Annotated in this window: 20 protein-coding genes; 9 read left to right on the top strand and 11 right to left on the bottom strand. The window is 32.4% G+C overall.

Going from position 1 to position 19237, the window contains the following annotated elements; all coding sequences use genetic code 11:
* Positions 1–4: 4 nt before the first annotated feature.
* Positions 5–442 (bottom strand): hypothetical protein, encoded by a 438-nt coding sequence (locus tag Ollyesu_RS02130; RefSeq protein WP_279302164.1) that lies wholly within the window; start codon positions 440–442, stop codon positions 5–7.
* 118 nt (positions 443–560) lie between these two features.
* Between Ollyesu_RS02130 and Ollyesu_RS02125 the strand changes: the two genes are divergently transcribed.
* Both Ollyesu_RS02125 and Ollyesu_RS02120 read left to right on the top strand, forming a co-directional pair.
* On the top strand, positions 561–1115 hold the full coding sequence (locus tag Ollyesu_RS02125; protein ID WP_279302163.1) for a thioredoxin family protein: 555 nt from the start codon (positions 561–563) through the stop codon (positions 1113–1115).
* Between the two features lie 66 nt (positions 1116–1181).
* Complete coding sequence (locus Ollyesu_RS02120; protein WP_279302162.1) at positions 1182–2114, top strand: arginine deiminase-related protein; 933 nt, start codon at positions 1182–1184, stop codon at positions 2112–2114.
* Between the two features lies 1 nt (position 2115).
* On the opposite strand, the gene Ollyesu_RS02115 is transcribed toward Ollyesu_RS02120, so the two are convergent.
* On the bottom strand, positions 2116–4182 hold the full coding sequence (locus tag Ollyesu_RS02115) for a tetratricopeptide repeat-containing sensor histidine kinase (protein WP_279302161.1): 2067 nt from the start codon (positions 4180–4182) through the stop codon (positions 2116–2118).
* A 314-nt stretch (positions 4183–4496) separates the two neighbouring features.
* Between Ollyesu_RS02115 and argS the strand changes: the two genes are divergently transcribed.
* From argS to Ollyesu_RS02100, 3 genes are all read left to right on the top strand, one after another.
* Positions 4497–6281, top strand: a complete 1785-nt coding sequence (argS, locus tag Ollyesu_RS02110) for an arginine--tRNA ligase (protein ID WP_279302160.1) — start codon at positions 4497–4499, stop codon at positions 6279–6281.
* Between the two features lie 69 nt (positions 6282–6350).
* Positions 6351–6944, top strand: coding sequence for a porin family protein (locus Ollyesu_RS02105; RefSeq protein ID WP_279302159.1), 594 nt, complete (start codon positions 6351–6353; stop codon positions 6942–6944).
* 159 nt (positions 6945–7103) lie between these two features.
* Positions 7104–7706: a fasciclin domain-containing protein gene (locus Ollyesu_RS02100; protein WP_279302158.1), complete on the top strand. Its 603-nt coding sequence runs from the start codon at positions 7104–7106 to the stop codon at positions 7704–7706.
* Positions 7707–7815: 109 nt separating this feature from the next.
* Here the strand turns inward: Ollyesu_RS02100 and Ollyesu_RS02095 are convergent, their stop codons facing one another.
* From Ollyesu_RS02095 to Ollyesu_RS02080, 4 genes are all read right to left on the bottom strand, one after another.
* A complete protein-coding gene (locus Ollyesu_RS02095; protein ID WP_279302157.1) occupies positions 7816–7995 on the bottom strand; it encodes a hypothetical protein in 180 nt (59 codons plus the stop codon).
* 58 nt (positions 7996–8053) lie between these two features.
* On the bottom strand, positions 8054–8407 hold the full coding sequence (locus Ollyesu_RS02090) for a hypothetical protein (protein WP_279302156.1): 354 nt from the start codon (positions 8405–8407) through the stop codon (positions 8054–8056).
* 29 nt (positions 8408–8436) lie between these two features.
* On the bottom strand, positions 8437–8982 hold the full coding sequence (locus Ollyesu_RS02085; protein WP_279302155.1) for a CIA30 family protein: 546 nt from the start codon (positions 8980–8982) through the stop codon (positions 8437–8439).
* 289 nt (positions 8983–9271) lie between these two features.
* On the bottom strand, positions 9272–10747 hold the full coding sequence (locus Ollyesu_RS02080) for an AAA family ATPase (RefSeq protein WP_279302154.1): 1476 nt from the start codon (positions 10745–10747) through the stop codon (positions 9272–9274).
* A gap of 185 nt (positions 10748–10932) precedes the next feature.
* Here Ollyesu_RS02080 and Ollyesu_RS02075 point away from each other — a divergent pair, with 185 nt between their 5' ends.
* The 3 genes from Ollyesu_RS02075 to Ollyesu_RS02065 all read left to right on the top strand — a co-directional run bounded on the left by Ollyesu_RS02075 (position 10933) and on the right by Ollyesu_RS02065 (position 14221).
* Positions 10933–11532, top strand: a complete 600-nt coding sequence (locus Ollyesu_RS02075; protein ID WP_279302153.1) for a SprT-like domain-containing protein — start codon at positions 10933–10935, stop codon at positions 11530–11532.
* Positions 11533–11653: 121 nt separating this feature from the next.
* The gene (locus tag Ollyesu_RS02070; RefSeq protein WP_279302152.1) at positions 11654–12730 is read left to right on the top strand and encodes a mannose-1-phosphate guanylyltransferase; all 1077 of its coding nucleotides are present in this window, start codon (positions 11654–11656) and stop codon (positions 12728–12730) included.
* Between the two features lie 9 nt (positions 12731–12739).
* Positions 12740–14221, top strand: coding sequence for a DUF389 domain-containing protein (locus Ollyesu_RS02065; RefSeq protein WP_279302151.1), 1482 nt, complete (start codon positions 12740–12742; stop codon positions 14219–14221).
* A gap of 1 nt (position 14222) precedes the next feature.
* Here Ollyesu_RS02065 and Ollyesu_RS02060 read toward each other — a convergent pair whose 3' ends face one another.
* Positions 14223–14990, bottom strand: coding sequence for an ATP-binding cassette domain-containing protein (locus Ollyesu_RS02060; RefSeq protein ID WP_279302150.1), 768 nt, complete (start codon positions 14988–14990; stop codon positions 14223–14225).
* The gene (locus Ollyesu_RS02055) at positions 14987–15727 is read right to left on the bottom strand and encodes an ABC transporter permease (RefSeq protein WP_279302149.1); all 741 of its coding nucleotides are present in this window, start codon (positions 15725–15727) and stop codon (positions 14987–14989) included. The genes Ollyesu_RS02060 and Ollyesu_RS02055 overlap by 4 nt, the downstream gene beginning before the upstream one ends.
* 107 nt (positions 15728–15834) lie before the next feature.
* On the opposite strand from Ollyesu_RS02055, the gene pafA reads away from it, so the two are divergent.
* Positions 15835–17502 carry an alkaline phosphatase PafA gene (gene pafA, locus Ollyesu_RS02050; protein WP_279302148.1) on the top strand — a complete coding sequence of 556 codons (1668 nt, stop codon included), beginning with the start codon at positions 15835–15837 and terminating at the stop codon, positions 17500–17502.
* 2 nt (positions 17503–17504) lie between these two features.
* On the opposite strand, the gene Ollyesu_RS02045 is transcribed toward pafA, so the two are convergent.
* From Ollyesu_RS02045 to Ollyesu_RS02035, 3 genes are read right to left on the bottom strand one after another with little or no spacing between them, the layout of a single operon-like run.
* Positions 17505–17771: an acyl-CoA-binding protein gene (locus Ollyesu_RS02045; protein WP_279302147.1), complete on the bottom strand. Its 267-nt coding sequence runs from the start codon at positions 17769–17771 to the stop codon at positions 17505–17507.
* Positions 17772–17774: 3 nt separating this feature from the next.
* On the bottom strand, positions 17775–18425 hold the full coding sequence (locus tag Ollyesu_RS02040) for a phosphatidylserine decarboxylase family protein (RefSeq protein ID WP_279302146.1): 651 nt from the start codon (positions 18423–18425) through the stop codon (positions 17775–17777).
* A complete protein-coding gene (locus Ollyesu_RS02035) occupies positions 18415–19236 on the bottom strand; it encodes a phosphatidate cytidylyltransferase (protein ID WP_279302145.1) in 822 nt (273 codons plus the stop codon). Before Ollyesu_RS02035 ends, Ollyesu_RS02040 begins: the two co-directional genes overlap by 11 nt.
* Position 19237: the final 1 nt, after the last annotated feature.

Here is a 19237-nt window from a genome sequence, read left to right as displayed (position 1 = left end):
AATTTTAAACTCGCTCTAGAGCTGCATAGGCTTCTGCACTAGAAAATTGGTCTTCAGAAAACACATTGTATTCTAACACTTTAATGACTTGCATTAATTGATCAAAATCTTTTTTCTGATAAATAGGTTTCAGGCTATCGTCTAATTTAAAATACATTTCTGTAGTTTCATTTTCGGTATTTTTACCATAAAAAAACAAGATTTCATTTTTTTTAGGTTTAAAATACGCAAAGTCACTAGCGATGCTAGCTTTGTCATTATAATATATTTTTATGTAGACTTTTTCTGAGTCGATTTCGTTTTCAATACTAAGCTCTTCAGGGTGAAGTCTGTATCGAGTTACTTGTAAATAGTCTGCAGAATTTGTACTTTGGTCTGAGTTGTCTTGGGCTTGTAATGTACTTAGGGAAAGTACAAACAAGAGAATAAGGGATAATCTCATAGTTGCTATTAATCTGTTAGTTAATTAGGGATAATAATTAATCGATACTAAGAAAGTAATTTTTTTCATTAAAACAAAAGTAAAACTGATTTAAATATAAAATTTTAACATTTTAATTATGGCATTAACACCTTCTAATCCGTTTCCTTTAGGAAAAACAGCACCAGAATTTTCTTTATATGATACTGTCACGAGTAAGACACTTAATTTGCATCAAATAAAAGGAGATAAGGGAACAGTAATTGTTTTTATCTGTAATCACTGTCCATTTGTAATACATATCAACCCTGAATTGGTCAAATTGGCAAATCAGTATCAAAAAAAAGGTATTGCATTTATAGCTATAAGTAGTAATGATGTTGATAATTACCCACAAGACGCGCCAGATAAAATGGCACAAGTCGCTAAGGATTTACTATATCCTTTTCCATACTTATATGATGAAACACAAGAGGTAGCCAAAGCTTATGATGCTGCTTGTACTCCAGATTTTTATGTGTTTGATGCCGATTTAAAGTCTACTTACCATGGACAGTTAGATAATTCCAGACCAGGTAATAACATACCAATTACTGGTGAAGATTTAATTAAAGCTATGGATGCAGTTTTAAATAACCAACAACCTTTAGCAATTCAAAAACCGAGTATAGGCTGTAATATTAAGTGGAAATAATTATGATTTTTAATGTAAATTAAATTTAAAAATACTCTAATTTTGTGTTCAATTTATTTTTAAATAATGCAACAAACCACAAACACTATATTAATGATTCGTCCTGTTAATTTTAGGATGAATGAACAAACCGCAGTAAATAACTATTTTCAAGAAGATATTGACATAAAAAATGTAGATATCAATACAAAAGCACAAGCCGAGTTTGATGCTTTCGTTGAAAAACTAAGACATGTAGGTGTTAATATAATTGTAGAGCATGATGATGAGTTAATGGATACTCCAGATTCAGTGTTTCCAAACAATTGGGTGAGTTTTCATGAAAATGGTGATGTGGCTATCTACCCAATGTTTGCAGAAAACCGTAGAAAAGAGAGACGTGACGAGGTGTTTATGCGTCTAGAAAAAGAAGGTTTTAAAATAAATAATATTATAGATTATACTTCTGCTGAAGAGGAAGGTGTGTTTTTAGAAGGTACTGGTAGTTTGTTGCTAGATAGAGTTAACAGTATAGCGTATTGTGCGTTATCACCAAGAGCTGATGAAACGTTATTTATAGAGTTTTGTGAAGATTTTGAATATACACCAGTGGTTTTTACAGCTAAGCAAACGGTTAATGGAAAACGATTGCCAATTTACCATACCAATGTCATGATGTGTTTGGCAGAAACTTTTGCTGTTATTTGTTTAGAAACTATTGATGACAAAAAGGAACGCAAAAATGTTATTGCTCAGTTAGAAAAAACAGGCAAAAAAGTTATTACAATCAACGAAAAGCAAATGCACCAATTTGCTGGTAATATGTTACAAGTTAAAGGTAAAGACGATGCGTTATATTTGGTTATGAGTCAAGCTGCTCATGATAGTTTAAGTCCTGCACAAATAGCGTTAATTGAAGCATATTGCCCAATCTTATCAAGCTCTTTAGAAACTATTGAGACTTGTGGTGGCGGAAGCGCTCGGTGTATGATGGCTGAGGTATTTCTACCGAAGGGGTAGTTCATGTATCACCTGGATTTTCCACTCTGTTTTTAGGTAATTCTACATAAAAAGTACTACCTACATTTACAGCGCTTTCTACCCAAATGGTTCCTTTGTTTAGTTCGACTAACTCTCTACATATGGTTAATCCAAGACCTGTTCCTTTTTCTTTATTAGTTCCTCTAGTAGTAAATGTATTGTTACCAAACAATTTACCTTGGTCCTCTTTACTAATTCCTACACCTGTGTCTGCAACACTTAGTATGGCTTTTCCATTGCTAATCTGATTAGAAATAGATACACTATCACCTTTATTACAAAATTTTACAGCGTTAGCTAATAAATTTTGGATTACAATTTCTATCATGCTTCTATCAGCATACACAAAATCACGAAGTGTATTATCAATAAGTTTGACACCTTTTGCTTCAAATTTTTGGTCCATTAGTTTTACTTTTTCAGCAAATACTTCTTGGATATCAAATAAGGAAGGTTTAGGTTCTAAAGACTGCATCTGTGATTTAGACCAATTTAAAAGATTAAATAACAATAATGAGGCATTATTAGCATTCTCACTTAATTCTGGTAGTAGACTATGGAACTCGTCTTGAGTTAATTGTCCTTCTTTTAATAAATCTATAAATCCTTTTGTAGATGTTAAAGAGTCCTTAAGGTCATGAGAGACAATAGAAAACAACTTGTCTTTAACTTTATTTATGTTTTCTAGATGTTTGCTTTGCTCTAAAATAGCTTCGTTTTGCAATTCTATCTTCTTGTTTTTTGCCTCAAGCTCTCTAGTATATTTTAGTCTGTTGTTTCGTTTTAAATAAAATAGCACAAAAAAGGTCAAAACAATTGCAAATGCTGCTAATAAAGCATAAAAGATAAGTTTAAATTTATCTAATTTTTTCTTACTTACTAAATCTTCATCAACTCCAGTATTCGGAATAAGTAAGGGATCTACATCTGTACTAGCTTCTTCTACATCATCAATAACAAATACTGGTGTATTTTTAGCCTGTTCTTGATCTAGTTTTTCTTTTAATTTATAATATTCTTCTTGCCAAGTGTAAGCACTTTCAAAGTTACCTTTTTTAGAATCTAGAGTTTGCATCAACTTGTAATTACGTAGCAACTCTTCATCATTTTTTGTAACTCTACTAATATTAGCAGCCTCTTGTAATTGTTCTTCAGCAGTTTTAAGTCTACCTTGTTGTATATTTAAATCTCCTAAACTATTTAAGGCTATTAAAATTTCATTTTTGTTATCAAATCGTCTATTTAGATTGATAGATTCTACAAGATATCTAGCAGATGTTTTATAGTCTTTATCTTTTAAATATGCATTTCCTAAATAAGGTAATATTTGGGCTCTAAGTTTTTCGTCACTAGAACTAGCATATCCTAAAGCACTTTCGTAATAGCTTACTGCTTGATTGTAGTTTTCTTTTTTGGTGTAAATGTCACCAAGATTTTTATTGGTGCTAATTAATCCTTCAATGTTGTTAGATCTATTGTCAACATCTAGTTTTTTCAGGTAGTAAGTAATTGCTTTTTCGAGATTGCCAGTAGTTTCATATGTGTTGGCAAGATTATCATAGTTTTTAGACAACTCTTCAAAAAGACCTCTTTTTTCTAATTCGTTAATTGCAGATAATGCATACGCTAAACCGTCTTTATAATTTCCGTTTTTAATCTCTAAAACGCCTAAGTTACTATTAACTTTAGCTATCGATATAGTATCTTTTATGGAAGCGTATAGCGATTTTGCGTTTTTAAAATGTCTTATGGCTTGTGCAACATCGCCTTGCTCATTACCAATTTTTGCTTTATAGTATGTAATTTCAGCTAAACCTTTCTTGTAGTTTAAATCTTTGGCTAAATCTTCACTTAGAGTAATAAATTTTTGTGCTTTGCTGTAATCTTTTTTATCAAAAAGCAATTTGATAATACTAACAGAAGTATCCACTTTTGAAGAGTCAGGACTTTGATAAGCCAACTGAATAGTTAAGCTGTCTAGCTCTTCATCTTGTGAAAAACCAAATGCAAAACAGAATAAAAAAATAAGGACAAATAGTCTCTTCATTTAAGTATACAACATCAAAAACAAAAGTAAGACAAATTGCACAAAAAATGTGCTTGATTTAACTTAAGTTAACGACTTATTTGTTAGTTTAATTAAAAGAAGAAAATTAGAGGGATTTTCCTTCGATGTTAAAAATGACTATTAATATATTGTTATCATAATTTTTAAGAGGTAATACCAAAAAATTAGCTAAAAGGTTAATTTATTTTTTCAAGTTATATTTTGATGAATTTTAATCGAGATTTTATTAAGATAGTCGAATAATATTCATTCAATAAAAATGCTATCTTTGCGCTCTAAAAATGTAACAAAAAATGAGCCTTCAAGCCACTTTAACGCAAGCAGTAAGACAAGCAGTATCTACCATTTACAATGCTAATTTAGAATCGGTAGAATTTCAAGCAACCAGAAAAGAGTTTGCTGGAGATATCACCTTAGTTGTTTTCCCAATGTTGCGCGTGGTTAAAGGTAATCCTGTGCAAATTGGAGAAGCTATTGGTAACTACCTTGTAGAACATGTAGCAGATGTTGAAGGCTTCAATGTGGTTAAAGGGTTTTTAAATCTAGAAATTGCAGCGTCCTATTTTGTCAATTATTTTAATACAATAAAGGAGGAAGAGCGTTTTGGTTTTGTTGACGTTAATACTAAAAACAAAGCGGTAATGGTGGAGTATTCTTCACCCAATACCAACAAACCATTACACCTTGGACATATACGTAATAACTTATTAGGGTATAGTGTGTCTGAAATTTTAAAGGCTTCAGGAAAAAAAGTCTATAAAACGCAGATAATAAACGATAGAGGGATTCATATTTGCAAAAGCATGTTGGCTTGGCAACGTTTTGGTAATGGTAAAACGCCAGAATCTACAGGATTAAAAGGCGATAAATTAGTCGGTAATTACTACGTTAAGTTTGACCAAGAATATAAAAAAGAAATTGCAGCGTTAGTAGCTCAAGGTAAAACTGAAGAAGAAGCAAAAAAAGAAGCGCCTATTTTATTGGAAGCACAACAAATGCTACAACAATGGGAAGCAGGAGATAAAGAGGTTGTGGCTTTATGGGACACTATGAATGGTTGGGTATACGATGGTTTTAATACCACATACAAAAACTTAGGTGTCGATTTTGATAAGTTGTATTATGAAAGTCAAACCTATTTATTAGGAAAAGAATTTATTGCTGAAGGATTAAAATCTGGCGTATTTTATAAAAAAGACGATGGATCTGTGTGGTGCGATTTAACCGAAGATGGTTTAGACGAAAAAATTGTACTACGTTCAGACGGAACTGCTGTGTACATGACACAAGATATTGGTACAGCTATACAGCGTGCTAAAGACTTTCCTGATGTTGGCGGAATGGTATATACGGTTGGAAACGAGCAAGAATATCATTTTCAAGTACTGTTTTTAATTATTAAGAAACTTGGATTTGAATGGGCAAAAAATCTATATCATTTAAGCTACGGAATGGTCGACTTACCTTCTGGAAAAATGAAGAGTAGAGAAGGTACTGTTGTGGATGCAGACGATTTAATTGTCGAAATGGCAGATACCGCTCAAACCATTTCTGAAGACTTAGGAAAACTAGATGGTTATACAGAGCAAGAAAAGCAAGATTTGTATAAAACCATAGGTCTAGGTGCTTTAAAATATTACATCTTAAAAGTAGATCCTAAAAAACGAATCCTTTTTGATCCCAAAGAATCTATAGATTTTCAAGGTAATACAGGACCATTTATTCAATACACGTATGCAAGAATACAGTCTATTTTGCGTAAAGCAAATATAGACTCTGCTATTACTTTAAATACAAACGAAATTTCTTTACACGACAAAGAGCGTGAAGTAATTAAACACTTACAACTGTTTCCAGAAGTTATTCAGCAAGCAGCTAGTCAACATAGTCCAGCATTAATTGCTAATTATACCTACGATTTGGTTAAAGCATTTAATAGCTTTTATCAAAATGTCACTATACTTAGTGCAGACACGCAAAATGAGATTGTATTTAGAGTACAACTCTCCAAAGTTGTCGCTAACACTATAAAAAATGGATTTAACTTATTGGGAATCAACGTGCCTGAACGCATGTAATTTTTTTTAAAAACCAAGCATATTTTTTTTTCGTATTTATAAAATAACAAACTAAAAATCTTATAAATTATGAAAATTAAATGTTTATCAATCGTGTTAATTTTTGGTGCATTATATTTTGCAAACGCACAAGATAATGACACAAAACTACAGTCTAACGGAGGATTAAAAGGCGGTTATAGCCTTGCATCTGTCGAGTATGATGGAGACGGAGAAACTGGTCAGAGAAGCGGATTTCATATAGGACTTTATGGCGAGTCTTATTTTAGTGATTTTGCATCCATCCAAATAGAATTATTATACTCGCAACAAGGGTATGAAATAAAAAACGACAGTGGAACATTTACTCAAAAATTAAACTACATCAATCTACCGTTAAGTTTAAAATTATATCCTGTAAGTACCTTTTATCTAGAAGCTGGTCCACAAATTGGATACGCTATATCTCATAAAGAAACGTTTGATGCTAACTTCAATTTGTTTGATACATCGCAAGAGTTTGAGCCAAATAGTTTTGATTACGGAGTTAATTTCGGAGCTGGATTTAAGACTGATGCAGGTGTTAGTTTTGGTGTACGTTACCACTTAGGATTAGGAGATATCTATGACGATGGTAAGCCAAGTAACAGAGTGTGGCAATTTTCTGTAGGCTTTGATTTTTAAGTCTAAACCATGTAAATAACAATAACCGATGCGTTGATTATGTATCGGTTTTTTATTACGATATATTTTTGTTTAATAATTTTAACTAAACTTTAAACAAAATTGTGATAGTTTTAATAAGATCACTATCTATCTTTGGGTAAACTTAAAAATAAAACTATGAAAACTAAAAATGTATTTATGGCGTTTGCAATGGTCGGACTATTAGGATTGACTTCTTGTAAAGACGCACAAAAAGACGCAGAAACCACTATGGATGATGCTAAAAAAGAAGTAGCAGTAAACACAGACGAGGCTAAAAAAGAGATGCAAAGCACTCCAAACATTGTAGGTGTAGCAGTAGGAAATGACAACTTTTCTACATTAGTAGCAGCAGTAAATGCAGCAGAATTAGTAGAGACATTAAGTGGTGATGGACCATTTACTGTATTTGCACCAACCAACGATGCGTTTGCAAAATTACCAGAAGGTACAGTAGCAAACTTACTAAAACCAGAAAATAAAGCAACCTTAACAGCAGTACTGACATACCACGTGGTATCAGGAAAATTTGAAGCAGCAGCAGTAGTAGATGCTATCAAATCTAACGATGGTGCTTTTGAAGTAGCTACTGTACAAGGTGGAAAACTAGTTGCATCATTAGATGGTGACAGTGTAATATTAACCGATGAAAAAGGAAATAAGTCTAAAGTAGTTATAGCAGATGTAGCAGCCTCAAATGGCGTGATTCATGCGATTGATACTGTAGTAATGCCGAAATAATTTTTCGGAATTTTAGTGTGAAACCGCTTTCTTGTTGGTTGGAAGCGGTTTTTTTATGCGCTATATTTAATAAACAATCAGTTAAAATGGTGTTACTCTAAACAAGTGCTTAATTAAAAGCCTCTTTATTAACATCTTCTTCATCAGTTTTTGTTGTCTTATCAATTTGCTCTATTAAGTCTTTTGGTAAATTGTCCTTTCTTTTAAAAGTCATAGGAAATGGTAATACACAAGCTATAGCTATAAATAAGACTAATGCAACTAAGCGTAGTCCTCTTTTTAAATTCATTTGATGAGTTTTTTAATTATTTAAAACAGAAAAGTTGACGTTAGCCCTATTTAAATAATTAGTTGCTCACAGAATGATGTACGTAATTAGGTTTGATTAGTCTATTAAGATAAGTACGCTTGTAATGATTAAAAATAACATGTTGAGTTTTTAAACGTAACAGATTTTGCTTTTTAATTTGTAACAGGAAAGTTGAAAATTTAGACTCATAAAATACAAAAGAAGACATTGGTGAATCTTCAAAACTAAAGTCCACATAAAAAGTATTAGATTGGTCTTTAGTGTTTGAGTTTTTAATCCATTCTGTGGTAGGTGTTATAACTTCAGAACTAGTCGTTGCATAACCAGAAAAAGACACTAGTAGAGCAACTACAGTAATGCTAAATAACCATTTATGTAAGTTAAAAGTCAATGTAACTAAATGTTAATTAGGGTGTTATATTACTCAAATGTAATATAATCAATCTCAATATCAAAAGGACCTGCTTTTTTATCGCTAATAATTAGTGCAATATTAAACACATCGTCTAACGCTTTTTTAGGCATCTCGTTGCCAATCACCTCACTAATACGGTAATGTTTAAAGTCGGATAAATTAACCGTTAGTATTTCCCAATCTGTAGTTTTAGGTGTAAAGGTATGTTTGTAGTATGGTATATAATACTGCTGACTATTTTTAAGCGACAATCCAAACGTCCTATTTGTACTACTGCTTTTAAAACGTATCGTCATGGTCTTACAGTCTTTTAAAGCACCTTCTGTAATTAAGGTACGCATACTAGCAAAACCACCATTATTTTCTAGACTCACGTCGCCTTTAAATAGAACCGTATCTTCGGTTAACGTAGCAGAAGATTGTGACAATCCACCCATCACACCATCATTAACAATACGCCAAGTATCTCCAGCTTTATCTTGTCCAAAATCAATAGTTAATCCAGTAGTTGCTGCCATAAAAAGTAGTGCTAAAAGTGTGATCTGTTTCATACTTAAAGATACAAAACAGAATAGCGTTTTTGTTTAAAGGAATGTTAATTGATTGTGGGAATGTTTGAATAGATTGTTGAAAGTATTTGTGCATGTAAAGTACTGCCAAAAAAATGATTAACTTTTCTGATAAAATAAAAGATGAATATTTAAGTTTTACTATTTATCCTTAAACTTAAAACTTAGAAGTCGTCAAATTTTAAAATTAGGCGACTTTATAAAACACTCAATAAATAATTTTAGTAATTACTTGCGATGTTTTTTAAGTACATTGTTAGACTTAGTTTTTTTATTCGAATTGGGCTTTTAAAAAAGCAACTATTTTATCTATACTTATTTTATCATTTGCAGTGAGATAATCTACAACCATCTCAATAATTTCGGTTCTATCCTTATTTCGCGCTCTTAATTCTTTGTCAATTCTAGAGTATAATTTTTTTCCATTATTGTCATTTTCAAAATCCTTTGAACTACGGTATTCATCAATTATCTCGTTTAAACTTACTTGATGAAAAACGAAATCATTAAGATGACGGAACAGTTTGTGGTCAACGTTGTCAAATAATTTGGATTTTAAATATTTTTCTAAACTTTCAATAGGAAGAAAATTTAAGGGTATATTATTAGCAATATTATTTTTAGTAATATATTTTTTGGCTTGCTCTTTAATATCAGCATCAAGAATAAGACTAATACTTGAAGTTTTACCAACCAAATTACTTGATACGACCTCTTGCGCTAAATCAATAACATTTGTAAAACCTCCACAAGGCAATATATATATAAGTTTATTTCCCCATAAAGAATTTTGTCTCAATAGTCTTTTAATAATCTCTTTAGCTAAATCATCTTCGACTAATATTATATAATCGTATCCAGTATGGTCATAAAGCATTCGTGTTGCATATGCAGGGTAACATGGGTTTATAAGTTCAAGTGAATGGTCGCTATGTCTATCGAGAAAGAAAATATTATCTGGCTTAATTGAACTAATTAACTCTAGGGAATGAGTTGAAAAATAAACAGAGTAATTGAATTGCTTAGAAATTTCCTTTAAAAAGACTACTAATCGCTTTAATGAAGATGGATGTAATGCAAGTTCTACTTCGTCTAAAAGTAGGATGCAAGGTGTGTCTATTGTTTTTCTGTCTGTATTTCTAATATTCAGAGAGTTTAGAATACTAATAAGTAAATTTTCTCCAGTCGACATATGAAATTGACTGACTTTTTTTCCGTGTATTTCATAATAAAATATGTCTCCATAGAATTTTGCTATATGGCTAATTGATGATGGATTAACTCTAAATAGTTTTTCGTAAAATTCTTTATTATTATGAAGAATTAAACCTAAATTTTCTCTTATAAACTCAGGTGCTTTTTTCAAGTAGCTATCACTAATGCGGTCTAATTTTCTTAAGTTGTTATAGTTAGTATTTCTAAATCTATTTCCAAAAATTAAACTTCCTTCATAAAAACCTTTTAAATCGATATGTCCGTTTTTTGAACTATACCATTTTCCATAACTATTTTTTTTATAGATTTTGGAAGCTCCATCATATTCAAAACTAATAAAGGCTTCTTTGTCAGTTTTTCCAAAATAGTCTTTCATAGTCATGTTGAAGAATACACTTGAGGCACAGGTTGCTACTGTACTTTTTCCAGCACCATTCTGTCCAGTTAATGCATATAATCCTTTATCAACTGGTAATTCTATCGTCAGATTTTCAATAGACTTTATTTTATTGATAGTCATTTTTAATTTCATTCTCTAAATTGTGTTGAGTAGTTTAAGTTATGCCTAAATTAACTGATATAAAACTATTTCAATACCTTGATATACTTAGTACAAATATATTATATCAAATTTCACCCAAGTTACAACCTTTTCCTACGCTATGAAATACGTAGAACTACGTATTTTTCTCGGTAAAATCTTCTATTTTTGCAGTCATGCAGCACACCATATCTTATTATATTCCAGAAGCGTCTGTCCCCAACGTCTTACAACTGTTAGAACGTGATAACCTAAGTGTGTTGGTTAAAAAAGAACGTAAAACCAGACATGGTGATTACCGCAAATTACCCAATGGTAAACACCAAATTACAGTTAATGGTAGCCTTAATAAATACCGTTTTTTAATCACGCTAATCCATGAGATTGCACATCTGGAAGCTTTTCAAAACTATGGTCGTTTCATAAAACCACATGGTGCAGAGTGGAAGCGTACCTTCCAACATTTAATGTTACCATTTATTAATCCAGAGGTGTTTCCGGACACCATTTTACCAGTGTTAGCCCAACATTTTAAAAACCCAAAAGCGTCCAGCGACACAGACGTGCAACTCGCTTATGCCTTAAAGCAATTTGACGCACCAAATAATAAAACCTTTATATTTGAAGTACCTTTGCACCAAACCTTTAAAACACCTAATGGACGTGTGTTTAAAAAAGGCGCTAAACGACGTACGCGTCACGAGTGCGTCGAGCTTAAATCTGGTAAAGTGTATCTGTTTAATGCGAATGCTGAAGTGGAGCTGGTGGAGAGTTAAAAGTGAAAAGTGAATAGTGAAAAGTGAATAGTGAAAAGTTAGAAGGAAAAAGGAACTAGTTAAAAGTTAAGTTATTAAAAAAGATTGCTTCGACCTGAAGGTCTCGCAATGACAACAACATATGAATAAAAATTATTACGCCATTTTAATGGCAGGTGGAGTAGGCTCACGGTTTTGGCCAATTAGTACAGAGCAGTTTCCAAAGCAGTTTCATGATATGCTTGGGACTGGTGACACGCTAATCCAAAAAACATTTAGCCGATTAAGTCAGGTGATTCCAAAAGAGAATATTTTCATTTTAACCAATGAAAAATATAACGATTTAGTCCTGCAGCAATTGCCAGAAGTGACGCAACGTCAAGTGGTGTTAGAACCTGCTATGCGCAATACAGCGCCTTGTATTTTGTATGCTAGTTTAAAAATACAAAAAGAAAATCCTGATGCAGTCATGATTGTGGCACCTAGTGACCACTGGATAGAAGACGAAAACGCATTTAGCCAAAACGTCCAGCAAGCGTTTCAGTTTTGTGAGCAAAACGATGCGTTAATGACGCTAGGTATTACACCAACCTTTCCTAATACTGGGTATGGTTACATAGAAAGTGGTGAGGCTACTAATGGGATTCATCCAGTGATTCAGTTTAGAGAAAAACCAGATTACGAGACTGCTAAGCAGTTTCTGTCTCAAGGTAATTTTTTATGGAATGCTGGTATTTTTATGTGGAGTGTGGCAAGTGTGATTAAAGCTTTCAAAAATAACCAACCAGAATTATTCGACTTATTTAAATCTGGAATCGCTGCCTATAATACAGATGCAGAAGATAATTTTATAAAAGATAATTACGCTAAAGCGGAAAACATCTCTGTAGATTACGCGATTATGGAACCGTCTAAAAACGTATATGTCATACCTGCTACATTTGATTGGAACGACTTAGGAACTTGGGGAAGTTTGTATGACAAACTAGATAAAGACCAAGATAATAATGCAGTTGTTAATGCTAAAACCTTAACCGAAGATGCATCAGGAAACATGATACGTACCAAAGCAGGTAAGCTAGTGGTAGTAGATGGATTGCAAGATTATATTATTGTGGATAAAGACGAAGTTTTGCTTATCTTTCCGAAGACAAAAGAACAAGATATTAAAAAAGTGCTCCAAAACGTCAAAGACAAATTTGGAGAACATTATGGATAGGTTTTAACTATGGAACAAAACAACGAACCTAAAGAAAATAAATTTAACTTCTCTGATGAGGAGCAACAAGTGGATGCTGTCGAGCAGAAAAAAGAAGCTGTAAAAAAGGATGCTGAAGGCTTGTTTAAAAGCATAAGAACATTTTTAGATAATTTATTAGATTTTAGAGACGATACAGATCGAGATGCGACTATCGCTGCTATTAAAGCAGATATCCCTTTTAGAGGTGCTACTGCTTGGATTTTAATTTGCTCCATCATGGTGGCATCTGTTGGTTTAAATGCAGATAGTACAGCTGTAGTGATTGGTGCCATGTTAATTTCGCCATTAATGGGTCCTATTTTAGGGATTGGTTTATCTATTGCATTAAATGATATTGACACGCTTAAAAGCTCGCTTATCAATTTAGCGACCATGATTGTGCTTAGTTTACTAACCGCATTTTTATTCTTTAAATTTTTCCCAACTGCAGATGTCATGACCAACGAGTTATTTGGTCGTACCAAACCCGATTTACGGGATGTGTTAATTGCCTTTTTTGGTGGACTAGCACTAATTATAGCGCGTACTAAAAAAGGAACTATTGCAACAGTTATTTTTGGTGTTGCAATTGCTACTGCGTTAATGCCACCATTATGTACAGCTGGTTATGGGTTAGCACATGATTGGGATATTTTTATTGGTGCCATGTATTTATTTACCATAAATACCATTTTTATAGCATTGGCTACTTTTTTAGTGCTTAAGATTTTACGTTTTCCAATGCTTAAATATGCCAATTCTAAAAAGCGTAAGCGTATTGCCCAGTTAGCTTCTGTAGTTGCAGTTTTAGTGATGGCTCCTGCGATATGGACGTTTCTTAATTTTATTACACAAAGTGGGTTAGAAAGCGATTATAATAACTTTTTAAGGTTAGAAGTCGAGCCTAATAACGAATTGTGGTTGCAAAAAGGAACACCAAATTGGGATGATAAAACGATTGTGCTTTACTTTAATGGCGAAGTCCCAGATGCGACCATTGCAGATTTGACTAACGAATTGAAAAACTACGATAAAATCAAGGACTTTAGATTAGATATACAAGGAAATAAAAATCGAAGCTTTGACAAAATAGTGGATGCTTATGATAGAGCTATTGGAGAATTGGACAAAAAAGACAATGTGATTGCTGGATTACAAAAGCAAATTGAAGAATTGCAGGAGAGTATTACTAACTTAAATAAGCAAATCGAGTCTAAAAGTGCTCAAAGAACGGTGTCATTTACTAACTTATCGCGTGATGCTAAAGTACGATTTAATGACTTGGAGTATTTTGGCTATTCCAAAGTATTAGAGTCTAAAGATTTTATAAATATAGATACGGTAACTATTGCAAATGTAAGATGGAAAGTCTCGTTGCCTGACAGTATTGTTTTGGCAAAGGAAAAAGAATTACAACAGTGGTTGAAAAAAGAGTTGGTTACAGATACTATAATTATTAGAAGAAACTAATTTAGCTACGTTCTTCCAAGTACATTTGACGTACTTTTTTAAATAGTTCTGACGAGTACACAAAGTCGGTAACCGCTTCGTTATCTGTTTTAAAGATGTCGTAACGTGAACCTTCCCATTCTTTATACCCATTTTTTAGGAAGATAATTTTTTCACCTATTTGCATTACCGAGTTCATGTCATGCGAGTTGATAACGGTTGTGATTTGGTATTCTTCAGTGATTTCTTTAATTAAATCGTCAATAACTATTGCGGTTTTTGGGTCTAATCCAGAGTTAGGTTCGTCACAGAACAAGTACTTTGGTTTGTTTACAATTGCTCTGGCAATAGCCACACGTTTTTGCATACCTCCAGACGCTTCACTTGGCATTTTGTTGTGGGCATCTCCTAGATTTACTCTGTTTAATACAAAGTCAACACGATCTTGCATTTCGCTTTTACTTTGTTTGGTAAACATACGCAACGGAAACATCACATTTTCGGCAATTGTCATAGAATCAAACAACGCACTACCTTGAAAAACCATTCCGATATCTGCTCTAATTTCACGACGTTTATCTTCGCTTAATTGTGCAAACACTTTGCCATCATAAGCAATCGTACCTTTTTCATAATTAAACAATCCTAATAAACATTTTAAAAATACAGTTTTACCAGAACCACTTTGTCCAATAATAAGATTAGTCTTTCCTTTTTCAAAAGAGGTAGTAATCCCTTTTAAAATATGAGCATCTCCAAACGACTTATGTAAATTTTTAACTTCTATCATTGACTTAGTAGGAGTTGCGTTAATATATAATTTAAAAGAATAATCACTACACTGGTCCAAACAAAAGACGTTGTACTGGCTTTACCAACCTCAAGTGCACCACCTTTCATATAATATCCATGATAGGAAGGAATAGTGGCTAAAATAAAAGCAAATATTAGAGTTTTAATAAAGGCATAAGCCATATGAAAAGGTTTAAAGTCTAACTGAATGCCTTCAATATAATCTGGCATACTTGCATAGCCACCATATACACAAGCAGCTAATCCACCCATAATCCCTAAAAACATGGAGATGGAAATCACAAAAGGATATAAGGTTAAAGCTATAAACTTCGGAAATACCAGATAATTTAAACTGTTAATTCCCATAACTTCTAATGCGTCAATTTGCTCTGTAACACGCATTGTTCCAATGCTGGAAGTAATAAAAGAACCTACTTTTCCTGCCATAATTATAGACATAAATGTAGGTGCAAATTCTAAAACAATTGATTGTCTGGTGGCAAACCCAACAAGATTTTTTGGTATTAACGGATTGTCAATATTTAAAGCTGTTTGAATTGTAACCACACCACCAACAAAAAACGAAATGAAAGCAACAATACCTAAAGAGCCAATAATTAAATCGTCAATGTCTTTAAGGATTAGTTTTTTCATAACAGACCACTTGGTTGGTTTTCGAAACATCTCGACAACCATCAAAAAGTAAGTCCCAATATAATGTAGGTAATTCATGCTTTATTTGTTACTGCTAAAATATAAAATTCTAGGTAGGTATTTAACCTTAATTTCAAATTAGATGTTTTAAAATCTGTATTTTTGCCTAGTCTATACTTTTTATAATGAAAAAAAATATTTACTTCCTCTTATTTGCTCTATTGTTAGTATCCTGTAATGTTCAAAATAAAGTTTACAATCAATCTTATAGAGATCATGTTTTGGTTGAACCAATACAACCAAAACTAGTGGTTGGTATAGTGGTCGATCAAATGCGCTATGACTATTTAACACGCTTTTCTAGCAAATTTGGCAATGAAGGATTTAAACGTTTAATGATTGATGGATTTAATTGTAAAAACAATCATTTTAACTACGTCCCAACATATACAGGACCTGGACATGCGTCAGTATTTACAGGAACAACACCAAAAATGCACGGAATAATATCTAACAATTGGTACGATAAAGTATCAGATAGTTATGTGTATTGTGCAGGTGATACCACAGTACAATCTGTAGGAACTCTAAATAAAGCAGGTCAAATGTCACCACACAGGCTTAAGACTACTTCATTTGCCGATCAAAATAGATTATTCACGCAAATGAGAGGAAAAACCATAGGTATCTCGTTAAAAGATAGAGGTGCTATTTTGCCAGCAGGACACACAGCAAATGCAGCGTATTGGTTTCATGGTTTGGATGAAGGACGTTTTATAAGTAGTACGTATTATTTAAAATCGTTACCACAATGGGTTCAAGCTTTTAATAATTCAGCTGTAGCTGAAAGCTATTTAAAAGAGTGGAACACACTGTATGATATTAATACTTATACAGAAAGTGGAAGTGATTTAAATACTTTTGAAGGCGGATTTAAAGGGAAAGAAACAGCAACATTTCCTTATGATTTAAAGGCTTTAAGTAAAGATAATAGAGGTTATGATATTATAAAAGCAACACCTTATGGTAATAGTATAGTAACTGATTTTGCTATAGCTGCTATTGATGGTGAGCAATTAGGACAAGATAGTTTTACTGACGTATTAACTATTAGTTATTCAAGTACTGATTATGTTGGACATAATTTTGGTGTTAACAGTAAAGAAATAGAAGATACTTACATTAGACTTAATAATGATATTGAGCGTATTATTAATGCCTTAAACACTAAAGTTGGTAAAGGCAATTATACTTTGTTTTTAACTTCAGATCATGGTGCAGTAGAAGTACCTTCTTATTTGCAGTCTGTAAAAATACCAGCTGGTTATTTTAATAGAGATGCTTTTAAAACTAAACTGGAGGCTTCGGATATTTTTAACTATAAAGCTAAAGACTTCATAAAAAATATTAGTAACAATCAGATTTTTTTAGATCGAGAGTTGATTAAAAATTACGGATTAAACTTAGCAGCTGTACAACAAGCTATAGTTAATCTTATAATTGATTATCCTAATATTGATAAAGCATATACAGCAACGAGTATGAGTAATACAGAGTTTGCCGAAGGGATTGAAAACTTATTACAAAATGGTTATAATCAAAAACGCTCTGGCGATGTGCTGTTTGTTTTAGATCCAGCAGTCATAAGTTATAGTAAAACAGGGTCCACACACGGTTCTGCGTTAAATTATGATACGCATGTACCTTTACTATTTTATGGTCATGGAATAAAAAAGGGAAGCACTTTGCAACGTACAACCATACCAGATATAGCTCCAACCATGTCCTCTTTATTAGGAATTAGTTTTCCTAATGGAGCAACAGGAAGACCTCTAGAAATGGTTTTGGACTAAAACTATTTTCTGTAGAGAAAATAGTTATTGACTAGCTCGATGTAAGTGGTTTTAGCTTCTTCAACAGTAATATCTTTTATCTGAAAAAGTGCATTAGTTTTAAAAGCATTAATAATAGGTTTTCTACTACTTGGTCTTTCGTAATTATTAGTGGCTTTTTTATAATAGGCGTATAAACGAAGAAGGAAATCTGCAGGAAAAGGTTCTGTGTGCGCATTTATGCGTTCTACAGCATCATCAAAAGTTTTATCTAATTCTTCTGGAGTCATACTTTAAATTTCGGCAATAACACTCTCGCCTCCTTTTACTTTTTGATTTAAACTAACCTTTATATTAGTATCTAAAGGTAAAAATAAATCTACTCTTGACCCAAATTTAATGAATCCTGAGTCTTCACCTTGTATAGCTGTATCACCTTCCTTTGCATAATTTACAATACGTTTAGCCAATGCACCTGCAATTTGTCTGTATAATACCTTACCGTAGGATGGGTTGTCTACAACTACTGTAGTACGTTCGTTTTCTGTGCTAGCTTTTGGATGCCAAGCGACTAGATATTTACCAGGATGATATTTACTGTAAGCAACTTGCCCTCCAATAGGATAGCGCGTCACATGTACATTTATGGGAGACATAAATACGCTAACTTGTAAACGTTGTTCTTTAAAAAATTCTGGTTCAAAAACTTCTTCAATAACAACCACTTTTCCATCTACAGGAGATACTACAGTATTGTCATTTAAAAGGGTGAGTCGTTTTGGGTTTCTAAAAAATTGAAGTATTAGAAATAAAAAAATAAAAAGGATGAAAAATAACACATATTGTAACCATTGTAATGTTACAAACTTATCTATAACTACAGCTAAAATAGCAACCGTTAAAAAGGTTACTGCAATAATCTTAAAGCCTTCTTTATGAAACATATTTTAAAAATCTTAAAAACAAATAAATAAAAGGTGCTGCAAATATCATACTGTCAAAACGATCCAATAGACCACCATGACCTGGCATAATAACACCACTATCTTTAACTTGGGCTTGGCGTTTAAATTTGGATTCTATTAAGTCTCCAAGAGTACCAAAGACACTAACTATTATACTTAATATAAGCCAATTAGTAAAGGTTAGTGTATTAGTAAAGATATAAATAAAATAACTGGCAATTGTTGCAAAAAATAATCCTCCTAAAAAACCTTCAACAGTTTTTTTAGGTGAGATTCTTGGAAATAACTTTTGCTTCCCAAAATTTTTACCTACTAGATAGGCAAACGTGTCGTTAATCCAAACTAATATAAATGAGCCTAAAATGTATTCTGGTGTAAATGAGCCATTGTGATTTGCAATTAATACTAAAAACACAAATCCACTGGATAAGTAAAATGTAGTAATGATAAATCGTTTGGAGCTAAATAATGGGATTGTTTTTTCTGAAAACAAATCTTTTATTAAAATCAATTGCACAAAAATAGTGATGACTTGCAGTATTTGTGTGGCCTCATTGAGTCCTTTATTGGATTTCATGACAAACAACCAGTAACCAAAAACCAAATATAGTAGCGTAAATATAATATATGGCACTATGCTTTTAAGTTGAATGAGTTTACAAAACTCAACAAGACAAATAAAACCAAACACAAAAAACAAAACGATAAATGCATGCTGGTTTAGCAAAGATGCAATTAGCAAACTAATATATAAAAATCCTGAAAGTGCTCTGGTTAGCGTTTCGCTCATA

This window comes from Olleya sp. YS (assembly GCF_029760915.1).
Classification (GTDB): Bacteria; Bacteroidota; Bacteroidia; order Flavobacteriales; family Flavobacteriaceae; genus Olleya.
Note: the sequence above shows the minus strand (reverse complement) of the source record. Positions and strands in the feature narration are given on the sequence as shown.